This window comes from Microvirga sp. HS2 (genome assembly GCF_055792805.1).
In genome coordinates this window covers 197070-208585 of the sequence record NZ_JBVVAJ010000007.1, presented here as the reverse complement: position 1 = coordinate 208585, position 11516 = coordinate 197070, and the positions used below count along the sequence as shown (strand labels likewise).

Sequence of the window (11516 nt, the reverse complement as noted above, 5' to 3'; positions counted from 1 at the left end):
GCGGATCGCCTCGATCAGGGTTTCGGGAATGCCGCACAGGCCAAAGCCCCCGGCCATGATCGTCATCCCGTCCTTCACCAGTCCCGCCAGCGCCGAACCCGCGTCGCTGTAAACTTTGTTCATTGCTGTCACCATGAATCTTTATGGTCGCGAAGCGCGGAGCTTTGATCGAAGAGGATGCTCTGGGGAATCGACATAGGCCAGCCTACTCGGCATCCGGCTGAACGGCCGGATGCGCGCCCCTGAAGGCCTGATGTTCGCCTGCGAGCTTCTCCACGCGAAGAATGCGCGGATAAGCGCCCAAGGGTACTGCAAACCTTCGCGCAGCATAGAGCTGCGGCACAAGGTAGACATCGGCCAGCGAGGGCTCGGGGCCAAAGCAGAAGCCTCCGTCTCCGATCAGGGCCTCGACCGCGGCCAGCCCCTGCCCCACCCAGGTTGCAATCCAGTTTGCAACGTCCGGCTCATCACATCCGAGAGTTCTCCTGAGATAATTGAGAGGGCCGGCATTGTGCAGCGGATGAATATCGCAGCCGATGAGGGACGCAACCGCCCTGACCTTGGCTCTTGAGGCAGGATCGGACGGAAGGAGTGCAGGCGTCGGGTAGACCTCCTCGATATACTCCAGGATCGCGGGCGACTGAATGAGAACCGCGCCGTCATCGAGTTCGAGGGCCGGCACGCGGCCCTGAGGGTTGAGCGCCCGATAGGCGGGAGCATTCTGCTCGCCGCCGTTACGGACTAAGTGGATAAAAGCCTGCTCCGCCTCGATCTTCTTCAAGGCGAGGGCGATGCGCACACGATAGGAGGATGTGGACCTCCAGTAGGTATAGAGCTTCATCCCTTTCCCTCATCGCGCTGGCAGGATCGTGGCCCGGCATTCGCCGAAGCCGATCGAAGCAAAGCCCTCACGGTAACTGCGGGCCCGGAGGATCACCTCGTCGCCATCCTCGAGGAACCGCCGCTCCTCGCCGGAGGCGAGCACGATTGAATTCTTGCCGCCCAGGGTCGCTTCGAGAATGCTGCCGCAACTCGTGTGATCCGGCCCCGAGATCGTCCCCGTGCCGAGAAGATCACCAGGCTGGAGATTGCAGCCGTTGCTGGCATGGTGAGTGATCATCTGAGCCACTGTCCAGTACATGTGCCGCGCGTTGGAGAGGGCAAGCCGATGTGGCGGCAGTCCCTTCTCTCGCAGAGCGGGGGTGAGGAGCAGAACTTCGAGCTCCACATCGAGCCCACCCTCACGCTGATCGGCCTCGTCTGTCAGGTATGGCAGCGGAGCGGGGTCGCCCTCGGGCCGACGTGGCTGGGGGATGCGAAACGGCGCTAGCGCCTCCGGCGTGACGATCCACGTCGAGATAGTGCTGGCGAAGTTCTTGGCCAGGAACGGACCGAGCGGCTGGTACTCCCAAGCCTGGATATCGCGCGCCGACCAATCGTTCAGCAGACAGTATCCGCCAACATGCTCGGGAGCCTCTGCAATGTCGATCGGCTCGCCGTCGACATTGCCGGGGCCGATCCAGACTCCCAGCTCCAGTTCGTAGTCGAGCCTCTGGCTCGGCCCGAACATGGGGCTCGGTGCATCCGGCGGCTTCGTCTGCCCGCGCGGCCGCCGCACGGGCGCACCGGACGGGCGAATCGACGAGGCACGACCGTGGTAGCCGATCGGAACGTATTTGTAGTTCGGCAATAGCGGATTGTCAGGCCGAAACTGTTTGCCGACATTGGTGGCATGGTGAATGCCGACGTAAAAGTCGGTGTAGTCGCCAATGCGCGCCGGCAAGTGAAGCGCGCACTCGGAAGCCGCGTGCAGGCATGCCTCCACCCTACGCTGCTCAGGGCTGCCCTTTGCCAAGAGCTCGGACAGCCTCGCACGCAGAGCCCTCCGCGCCCTCGTCCCAAGTGCCAGGAATGAGTTGAGCGTTGAGCCTGAAGCCGCTTCCGCTGCCTTGGCGGCCTCACCGGTGAAGAGGCCGGCCGCGAGGGCGGCCGACAGATCAAGAATCCGATCACCGATGGCGACTCCGCCCCGGGGCTCGCTGCCTCCATGACTGAAGATTCCGAGCGGCAAGTTCTGGATCGGAAAATCCGGATGGCCGTTGGCCGAGGCCACCCAGCTTTCGAGCTTCGGGTCGTGTGTTTGATCGAGCTGAGTCATGGTCCCGCTTATCGCTGGTTCGGGTTGAAGTGCTTCTTCAGCTTGTGACCATAGACGCCGTAATCTTTCTGCAGCGACTCGGTCTCAGCCGCGAAGGCCGTCACCTTCTGTGGGAAGCGGGTCTCGAACATGAAGGCCAGCGTCCCCTCCAGCTTGTGAGGCTTGAGTTCCACGTTGCTCGCCTTCTCGAAGGCATCCACATCCGGCCCGTGCGGCAGCATGGTATTGTGCAGCGACATGCCGCCGGGCACAAATCCGCCGCCGGTCTTGGCGTCGTAGACGCCATAGATCAGGCCCATGAACTCGCTCATCACGTTCATGTGGTACCACGGCGGTCGGAAGGTGTTCTCCGCCACAAGCCAACGGTCCGGAAAGATCACGAAATCGATATTCGCCGTGCCGGGCGTCTCGGACGGCGAGGTCAGTACCGTGAAGATCGACGGATCGGCATGATCGTAAAGGATCGGCCCGACGGGCGAATAACGACGCAGGTCATACTTGTATGGAGCATAGTTGCCGTGCCAGGCTACCACATCAAGCGGCGAGTGGTCCATGTCCGCGACCCAGAGCGAGCCGCCCCACTTCACGTACATCTTCGAAGGAGCGTCCTTGTCCTCGTAGGCCGCCACCGGCGTGAGGAAGTCGCGCGGATTGGCAAGACAGTTGGCACCGATCGGCCCTCGCTCGGGAAGAGTGAATGCTCCGCCGTAGTTCTCACATAGATAGCCGCGCGCCGGACCATTCACCAATTCGACACGTATCTTAACTCCGCGCGGGATTACGGCGATTTCACCCGGTTCGATATCGATGATACCGAACTCCGTCCACAGGCGCAGGGAACCCTGTTGCGGCACGAACAGCATTTCGCCGTCCGCATTGTAGAAATACTCATTCACCATCGAGCGGGTGGCGAGATAGACATGAGCGCCCATGCCAGCTTGGCTGCCGGCATCGCCCGCTGTCGTCATGGTGCGGACGCCTTCGAGGAAGGAGACTTGCTCGGTTGGAATAGAGATCGGGTCCCAGCGCATGGGAGCGATCGGCACCTCGACTTCAACAGCCGGTGCCGTGCGCCAAAGCCCGATATCGGCCTTCTGGAACTGCCCCCAATGGGTCACGGTCGGCCGGATCCGGTAAAGCCAAGATCTCTCGTTAGTGGTGCGGGGCGCCGTGAAGGGCGATCCGCTCAGTTGTTCGGCGTAGAGACCGTACGAACACTTCTGCGGCGAGTTGCGTCCGATGGGCAATGCTCCTGGCAGCGCCTCCGTCTCGAAACCGTTGCCGAAGCCCGACATGTAGCCAGGCTGAATGGCGCTCTCCTGCACGATTGACGCTTGCGTCTGGGAGATTGAGTTCTGGACATTCATGGTCGTAACCTCCAAAGTTAGTTACATTCGTAACTGTCATTTTTGTAACTAACAACCCAATGGCGAAACTCGAACTCGAACAATTTTTGCCTTACCGCCTCAACAGGCTCAGCGCCGCCGTCTCTCGGGAGTTCCAATCCGTCTACGGCCCGCATCACGATCTGACGACACCTGAATGGCGGGTCCTCGCAACCCTGGGCCAATTCGGAGAGAGCAGCGCGAAGGAAATCGGGCAGCACTCGTCCATGCACAAAACCAAGGTCAGCCGAGCAGTCCGGGCTTTGGAAATGCGCCGTTGGCTTAAGCGTCGCGAGAGCGAAGAGGATCGCCGCGAGGAGATCCTGTCTCTGACTGCAGAGGGCCGCCGTGCATACAAGGATATCGTGCCTAAAGCCTTAGCATTCGAACAACGTATCCTCCGCGAACTCGGTCCCGAAGGCTCCTTCCTTCTCGTCGCATTGGCGCGGCTTGAGGAAGTCCTTCACCGATGACCTGCGTCGAAACTCAGCAGTAGCTATCGGAAGCCGCATCTCCAGACCCAATTGTACGGCATATACGCGCAGATCAGCCCATTCCGCTGAATCGGCTGCTGCAGGCTATGTTCTGCCGCAGGGGTCTGCGGCAGAACTCCTATCGCGATGCGGCATGGCGTCCAACGATGTAGCCGAATGTGAGTGCCGGCCCCAGTGTAATGCCTGCACCGGGATAGGATCCGCTCATGATCGAATTGACATCGTTCCCGCAGGCATAAAGACCCTCGATCACGCGGCCCGTCGTATCGCGGACCTGACCGTCAGCATTGATGTCCAGCCCCATTGTCGTGCCGATATCGCCCGGAAAGATTTCGACCGCGTAAAGCGTTCCTTCGAGTGGCTTCAGGCACTGGTTCGGTCTGTGGTCCGGATCGCCGAGAGCCGTCTGGTACGCTGTCGAGCCCTTGCCGAATTCGGGATCCACTCCCTGACCAGCAAACTGATTATAACGGCCGATCGTCATTTTAAGGGTCTGAGCATCAATGCCACATTGTTCAGCCAGCTCCTCGACGCTTGAACCGCGCTTGAGATAGCCTGACTTGAGGTATGGCCCGATCCTGCCCGGAAAACACGGGACCGCCCCCAGACCATACCGGCGCAGGGCGTGGTGATCGCAGATCAGGAATGCCGATTTCCGGCCCCCCTCCAACAATTTCTGCACCAATCCCTTGACGAAGTCGTGATAGCTGGCCGCCTCATTGGTAAAGCGCCGGCCGTCATGACCGACGGCAATAATGCCGGGCTTTGCCCTGTCCATGAACAGGTGCGGGAAAGGCCGCTTCGAGCCATCAGGCTGGGGAACGAGTGAGATCGGCGTCCAGGATGCGGCGTCGGAATTGGTGGTTACGAAGGCAGCTCCGATCGCCTCGGCAGCGGAGATCGCTCCTCCTGTGTTCGAGGAAGGAGACATGCTGTAATGGGGCAAGCCGTGACCGACATGTTCGAACGTCTCGGAACGACGTTTCGAATCATGAGGAAAGCCGCCGCCAGCGAGAACCACGCCTTTGATGACGTTGACCGTTCTGTCACCCAGCTTGGTGCGGATAGTCGCGGCCGTTACGCGACCCGCGGCATCCTGCTGAAGTGAGACGAGTTCGTGCTCGGTCAAAAGCGGCATCCTGAGGGCAAAGACCGATTCGGCCAAACGGCCTGCTACAGCCGCACCGAGGCTCAGTCGCGTGTTGCGTCCTGTCACCATCCTGTCCTTGCAGTACCGCAGAACCTGCTTGGTGGCATGCACGAAAGAGGGCCACTGACGCGTCATGCGCACGAAATGGTAGAGATCCATCCGGCCGAGTTGCAGGCCTCCGAGAATAGTGAATTCCTTGATTGGCGGGCGTAGCCGGGCAAGATTCTTACCTAAAGCTCTGCCATCGTATTCCAGTGCATCCAGCACACGTCCGCCCAGAGCAGCTCCATCCTTTTCAGGATGATAGTCCGGAGAATAGGGACGGTGCGCCATCTTCAATGCAGTCTTCTCGTTGAAGAACGCGATGGCCTTAGGACCGTTTTCAAGAAAAGCGTCGACCAGTTCCGCATTGAAGCGATTGCCGGTCTCAAGTTCAATGTAGCGGCGAGCGGCATTGGGGTCATCCTCCATTCCGGCCGCGCGCATGACCGGATTATCGGGCACCCAGATAGCGCCGCCCGAGATGGCGGTCGACCCGCCGAAGTATTCGGACTTTTCAATGATAACTGGCTTCAGACCCGCGTGAGCGGCACTGATTGCAGCAGCCAGACCCGCCGCGCCCGATCCGACAACGAGAAGATCACAACTCGACGGAAGCGTCTCAGCCGACATGGAGCGGCTCCTGTCTGGGGAAGCGCCCAATGGTCCATCCTCCGTCGACGGCCAGGATCTGCCCGGTGATGAAGGACGATTCATCGGAGGCCAGGAAGCGTACGGCGCGAGCAACGTCCTCAGGTTTGCCAACACGCTGTAGCGGACACTGCTCAACCATGATCTGGCGGCGCCAGGTTTCCGTTTGGATGCGATCAGCGGTAAGCGGCGTTTCGATAAGGCCGGGAGCCACGGCATTCACGCGAATGCCGGAGGGGCCGAAATCGGTGGCCATCTGGCGCGTCATTCCAATCACCGCAGCCTTCGATATCGAATAGCCCGCGCTGTTATAGGCACCGACCATGCCGAAGACGGAAGCCGTATTGACGATTGATCCTCCACCGGCCTCCATCATGCGGGCCACGCCCCAGCGCGAGAGGCGAAAAACGCCGAGAATATTAATGTCGAAGTAGCGCTGAAGATCCTCGTCCGAGGTCGCAAGGGCGTGAGCACCGCGCGCGACACCGGCGTTGTTGACTAGAATGCTGAGCGGCAAGCCTGCCCCATCGAGAGTGCTGCCGATTACCTCGGGCAAGCCTGCATCGGTCACGTCGCCTTGAATCGGGATGACCCGATCCGATCTCGCCGCTAGCGCGTTGATGCCAGCAGGTTCCCGGTCAACAGCAATGACGACAGAACCTGCAGAGATGAATGCGTTCGCAATTGCCTCGCCGATACCTTGACCGGCACCGGTAATAACGCCGACTTTTCCCTGAAGGGACGCGACAGGAAGGTCCATATCTGCTCTCCACCTCAGAATGCCGCCGTGCCACCGACTGAGCGGCCGCCGTCTACGATCAAGACCTGACCCGTGACATAGCTTGCACGGGGGTCTACGAAGAAGGAAACGGCATGAGCGATATCTTCTGGAACACCCAGTTTGCCCGTAGGCTGCGCAGCGCGCATCTCATCAAGACCGTCCTTGCGCTCTAGGAGCATATCGGTCTGGATGATGCCGGGAGCGACTGCGTTCACGGTGATCTGCTTCATACCCAGCTCCAACGCAAGAGCCTTCGTGAAACCGGCAACTGCCGCCTTTGAGGCAACGTAATGGGCATAGTGCCGTGCCCCGAAGGCTGCCCGCGAGCATAGATTCACGATACGGCCACCTTCGGGCATCTTCCGGGACGCCTGCTGGGAAAGGGTGAACATCGAAATCAGATTCACCTCGTACATTTTACGGAAATCATCCGCACTCAGCTTGTCGAACTCGATAACCGTGAAAATTCCAGCATTATTGACGAGAACCTGTAATGCTCCAATGCTATCGATTAGGGCCTGCGTTGCCCGCGGATCGGTAATATCGAGTATCGCCACACGGGCCTCATAGCCCTTCTCACGAAGCTGACGGACCGTCTCCTCGGCAGGCAGTTGCGCGCGATCGGCAACAACGATGGCAAAGCCGTCCTCGGCAAGGCGGTGCGCAATTGCTCGGCCGATTCCAGATCCGGCTCCAGTGACGAGTGCAGTGGGTGAATTGTGCTCAGACATAGGTATAGCTTTCCAAACACCTTGAGGGCAAGGCGGGCAAGAGCCGATAGATCAAGCGCAAAAGCTCGAGGCGCAGCAGGAACCCTATCCGCTATACCTCAAGCAACCGGCGCGAGAAGGCTCGCGCCGGTCGAGAAAGATTAGTTCAGGCCGAACTTGTTCTCGTCCAGCTTCGCAAAGATATTCTCGTGCACAACCTTTGCGATGGCTGCGGCATCATTGCGGTCAACGCCTTCGAGGAGCTTTGTCCACTTCTCCTGCAGCGCGAGGAACTCTTTCACGAAATCGGTCGGATCCTCCACGCCGCGCTCCTTCATGGTGCGAGCTGGCGCGTTCTCCACGAGATTACTCCTGAATTTAGCCAGAGCTTCCTTGAGTTCGGGATGAGGATCCTTAATGGAAATCTTGCGTTCCGCCGCACCAGCGAAGGCTGCACCGACGGCTTGGGCATAGGCCACCTGCGAGCGCGCGAGGCCGAGAGCCGTTGCATCAAGGATCTTACGGCGGTTCTCCGGACCGACCTCTTTCCAGAAGTCGCTGTTGTAAACGTAGGTCGCACCGAGAGATGTCCCTTGTTCAAGGGTGGTGATCGATTTCACAACTTCCCAGAACTTGTAGCCCTTATCGAGGTTTGTAGGATCGGAAAGTGTGCAATCCAGGGAGCCACGCTCAAGACCTGAATAAACATCAGGCATCGGCGCCGCGACAGGGATCGCGCCGAGCGAGGCGGCCCATTCATTCTGTGCGGTTCCAGCAGTCCGGACTTTCAGACCTTTGACCGACTTCAGATCGCCAAGATCCCTCATGCACAAGAAGACATAGGCGGGAGTCGAGTAGCCACCGAGGAACAGAGTATTATGCTTCGCATATTCCTTCTGCATTCTCGGGTTGGTCACGCCGATTTCTGTTAAGGCGAAAGCCGTGGCGAAGTCGTCTTTTGCCACAAACGCGAGATCATTGATCAAACCCGAGAGTGGCAGATCCGATGGCGTATACGACGCGGCAACAATACCCATCTGCGCCACGCCATCGCCAATTGCTCCGAGCGTCGTAGGCGCAGGAACCAACGATCCCGAGGAGTAGATCTCAAAGTTGACGCCCCCCTTCGTTGCAGACTTTACATCATCTACGAACTTCACGAAGGCAACCTCATTCAGGATGTGCGTTGGTGCCATCCAGTTGGTTGCCTGATACGATTCCGCTTGGGCCAGACTGGACATCATGGCCATTGAAGCGACAGTCGTCAGGATTCTCTTCATTATTTCTCTCCCTAGATAGGTTCGTTGGGGTCATCAGGCACGCCTTGGAGTGCCCAAGTCTTTCATCGGCCGTCAATTAGCCATGAATGCAGGCAGCCAAAGGCTGAGAACAGGGAAGGCAATCAGGAGAGCCAGCGTTACCAAGTCGATCGCGATGAACCAGCTTACACCCTTGAAGATCTCTCCGAGCGTGACGCGATTGCCCATTGATGATTTGATGACGAATACGTTCATCCCCATCGGTGGCGTGACAAGGCCGATCTCCAGAAGCTTGATCGTGAGGACGCCAAACCAAATCAAGTTCACATCATGCGCAATGAGAAGCGGCCCCAGAACCGGAAGGCAAAGGAGCATGATGGAAATCGATTCGAGAAAAGCACCCAGAATCAAGAAGAGGACGCAGATCAGCATGATCACAGTGAAGGTCGAGTAGCCTTCAAAGAAGCCGATGACAAAGTCCGGAATTGTGGCAAGAGCGACGAAGCGCGCAAAGAGTGCCGCACCGAGCATCACAATGAAGATTTCTGAAGTCCCGGCGGCCGTATCCACAAGAGCGCGTTTCATGATGGCAAAGTTCAGGCGACCGCGTACGAAGGCGAGGAGGAAGGCAAGGAACGCGCCTGCTGCTCCGGCTTCGGTAGCGGTGAAGATGCCGGCGAAGATGCCACCCATGACGCCGAGGATCAGCACCGGCAAGGGCCATGCGTCGGCAACCATCACTCTCCTTTCCTCTGCAGTGACCTTCACTTGGACCTTCGGCGCGAGCGAAGGATTCAGTGCGCAACGGACGGTGATCATTCCGAGAAACATCACCGCGGTCAGGATGCCAGGGATAATTCCTGCGATGAATAGCGTCGAGATTGAAGTGTTGAGCAGCATTCCGAAGACAATCATCAGAACGCTGGGTGGGATCAGCGCGCCGAGGGTGCCAGCTGCCGCGACTGATCCGGTAGCGAGGCCCTTATTGTAGTTTGATCCGAGCATCTCCGGAACAGCGATGCGGGAAAATGCTGCAGCCGTTGCAACCGATGAGCCTGATGCCGACGCGAACAGCGCGCTTGCCGCAACCGTGGACGACGCGAGCCCGCCTGGCAGCCACGACAACATGATGCGGGCAGCACCGAACAGGCCTCGGGTCAGGCCTGCCTCCACGGCGATGAAGCCCATCAGCAAGAACATCGGGATTGCGGACAGATTCCAGTCGCCGATCAGATGGAAGGGAACGGCTTTGGCAATACCGACGGCAGGCCTCCAGCCCATCATGGCCCAGATGCCTATGAAAGCAGTACTACCCATTGCGGCCCCGATCGGTACCCGCACACCGATGAGCGCCAGAACCAGGCCGATACCGAGAAAACCAATTTCAATGCGATCCATGGCAGGCCTCAGTGGCTATGGATTGGGGATGGATTGTCGACCAGGCGTATGCGATCGCCTGCGAAGATCTTGATCAGCAGCACGAGGCAGGCAATTGCGAGCCCAAGGGGCAACATGTACTTCGCAGGCCATACCGTTACGCGCCAAAGACCATCGACGGTCTCGTTAATTTTAAAAGCTCGCACCGCCACGTCCCACGAGAACCAACCCAGCCCCATATAGAAGATCAAAGTGCCGATTTGGCCTATCTTGCGCATGATCCGCTGTGCCGAGGGGCCTACATTGTCATAGATAAGATCAACGGAGATTGCAGATCCTCTTGCCTCGACGAAAGCGAGGATCAGGAACACAGAGGCGATCATATAGTAGTTGGCCACCACCTCGGTCGTGCTGGGCACCGGATAATGAAATACGTACTTCCCGATAACGTCTGCCATGATGTGAAACATCATCAGCGCGACGGATAAGCCAGCCAGAACAGTCAGTGAGTTTATTAGAAAGCGTAGTGTTTTTATCATGAGAGTCCTCCCTCGTGTGTCGTGGCCCCGTTTTGGCCAGGGCCGCGACACGGCTCTTACTGCATGCGATATCCGCCGTTGACGTCGACGACAGCGCCGGTGATGTAGGACGCATCCTTCCCCATCAGGAAGGCAACTGCGCCGGCGACATCTTCAGGCCTACCCACTCTCTTCAGCGGGATATTTCCAGTCACTGTGGAGTAGTTCTTCGGATCGAGCGATTGATGCAGCATCGGCGCATCGATCAGGCCGGGCGCAACGGCATTCACTGTAATGCCGAGGTGGGCCGCTTCCCGTGCACCGGCCTTGATCAGGCCTAGGACTGCGCTCTTCGACGCTATGTAGGCTGAGCTGGAGCGATAACCCCCGAGCTGAGCTGCGACCGAAGCGAATCCCACGAAGCGGCCGCCTCTGAGATTACGACGGTTTGCTCCACGCAGGTATTCGCGCAGCAGCAGAAAAGTCCCGGTTGAGTTCACAGACTGCGTCAAGTTCCAGTCTTTCAACTCGATTTCGGTGATCAGAGGACGCTCGCCGTTCGGGGCGAACAGAAGAATACCGGCAGCAGCAACAACGGCATCAACCGGTGCGCCTGCCTTTTCGGCGCTCTTAAAGGCATCCATGACTGCGTTCTCGTCAGCAACGTCGAGCGCAATGGCACGGTGGCCCTCGCCAGGCAGTTCGCTCAATGCGCCCTGTGCACCCTCAAGTGTGAGATCGGCGGCAAGAATGCTGAAACCATCTTCGGCCAGACGACGAACAACGGCTCTTCCAATGCCACCCGCAGCACCGGTGACGAGACAAACTTGTGACATTCTTGATATATCCTAACAAGCTACGGGCGCAGAAATGAACACATTTTGATCATTGTGGCAAACTCTATGTTTGCAATTACGTCATTTTGGATACATTTTCATCCCTGGCATTGCGCGACTTAAGTTGAATGCTCATAATGTTTCCAGAGGGGGAGCCA

Annotated in this window: 12 protein-coding genes; 1 reads left to right on the top strand and 11 read right to left on the bottom strand. The window is 58.5% G+C overall.

From position 1 onward, the window contains the following. The 4 genes from ACS5Q0_RS09295 to hmgA all read right to left on the bottom strand — a co-directional run. On the bottom strand, positions 1-123 hold a 123-nt coding region (locus tag ACS5Q0_RS09295; protein WP_473126343.1), incomplete at its 3' end, for a CoA-transferase. 82 nt (positions 124-205) lie between these two features. Next, complete coding sequence (gene maiA, locus ACS5Q0_RS09290; RefSeq protein WP_473126328.1) at positions 206-841, bottom strand: maleylacetoacetate isomerase; 636 nt, start codon at positions 839-841, stop codon at positions 206-208. 9 nt (positions 842-850) lie between these two features. Continuing rightward, the gene (gene fahA, locus ACS5Q0_RS09285) at positions 851-2158 is read right to left on the bottom strand and encodes a fumarylacetoacetase (RefSeq protein ID WP_473126327.1); all 1308 of its coding nucleotides are present in this window, start codon (positions 2156-2158) and stop codon (positions 851-853) included. 8 nt (positions 2159-2166) lie between these two features. Further along, on the bottom strand, positions 2167-3525 hold the full coding sequence (gene hmgA / locus ACS5Q0_RS09280; protein ID WP_473126326.1) for a homogentisate 1,2-dioxygenase: 1359 nt from the start codon (positions 3523-3525) through the stop codon (positions 2167-2169). 59 nt (positions 3526-3584) lie between these two features. Here hmgA and ACS5Q0_RS09275 point away from each other — a divergent pair, with 59 nt between their 5' ends. Further along, complete coding sequence (locus ACS5Q0_RS09275) at positions 3585-4016, top strand: MarR family winged helix-turn-helix transcriptional regulator (RefSeq protein ID WP_473126325.1); 432 nt, start codon at positions 3585-3587, stop codon at positions 4014-4016. A gap of 139 nt (positions 4017-4155) precedes the next feature. On the opposite strand, the gene ACS5Q0_RS09270 is transcribed toward ACS5Q0_RS09275, so the two are convergent. The 7 genes from ACS5Q0_RS09270 to ACS5Q0_RS09240 form a co-directional block, all read right to left on the bottom strand. Then, complete coding sequence (locus tag ACS5Q0_RS09270) at positions 4156-5859, bottom strand: FAD-dependent oxidoreductase (RefSeq protein WP_473126324.1); 1704 nt, start codon at positions 5857-5859, stop codon at positions 4156-4158. Then, positions 5849-6637: an SDR family NAD(P)-dependent oxidoreductase gene (locus tag ACS5Q0_RS09265; RefSeq protein WP_473126323.1), complete on the bottom strand. Its 789-nt coding sequence runs from the start codon at positions 6635-6637 to the stop codon at positions 5849-5851. Before ACS5Q0_RS09265 ends, ACS5Q0_RS09270 begins: the two co-directional genes overlap by 11 nt. A 14-nt stretch (positions 6638-6651) precedes the next feature. Then, positions 6652-7389 (bottom strand): SDR family NAD(P)-dependent oxidoreductase, encoded by a 738-nt coding sequence (locus tag ACS5Q0_RS09260; protein ID WP_473126322.1) that lies wholly within the window; start codon positions 7387-7389, stop codon positions 6652-6654. Positions 7390-7529: 140 nt separating this feature from the next. Beyond that, entirely contained in the window at positions 7530-8648 is a 1119-nt protein-coding gene (locus tag ACS5Q0_RS09255) for a C4-dicarboxylate TRAP transporter substrate-binding protein (protein ID WP_473126321.1), read from the bottom strand. Positions 8649-8720: 72 nt separating this feature from the next. Then, entirely contained in the window at positions 8721-10025 is a 1305-nt protein-coding gene (locus tag ACS5Q0_RS09250; RefSeq protein WP_473126320.1) for a TRAP transporter large permease, read from the bottom strand. An 8-nt stretch (positions 10026-10033) separates the two neighbouring features. Continuing rightward, positions 10034-10543: a TRAP transporter small permease subunit gene (locus ACS5Q0_RS09245; protein WP_473126319.1), complete on the bottom strand. Its 510-nt coding sequence runs from the start codon at positions 10541-10543 to the stop codon at positions 10034-10036. Positions 10544-10599: 56 nt separating this feature from the next. Further along, the gene (locus ACS5Q0_RS09240; RefSeq protein ID WP_473126318.1) at positions 10600-11358 is read right to left on the bottom strand and encodes an SDR family NAD(P)-dependent oxidoreductase; all 759 of its coding nucleotides are present in this window, start codon (positions 11356-11358) and stop codon (positions 10600-10602) included. Positions 11359-11516: the final 158 nt, after the last annotated feature.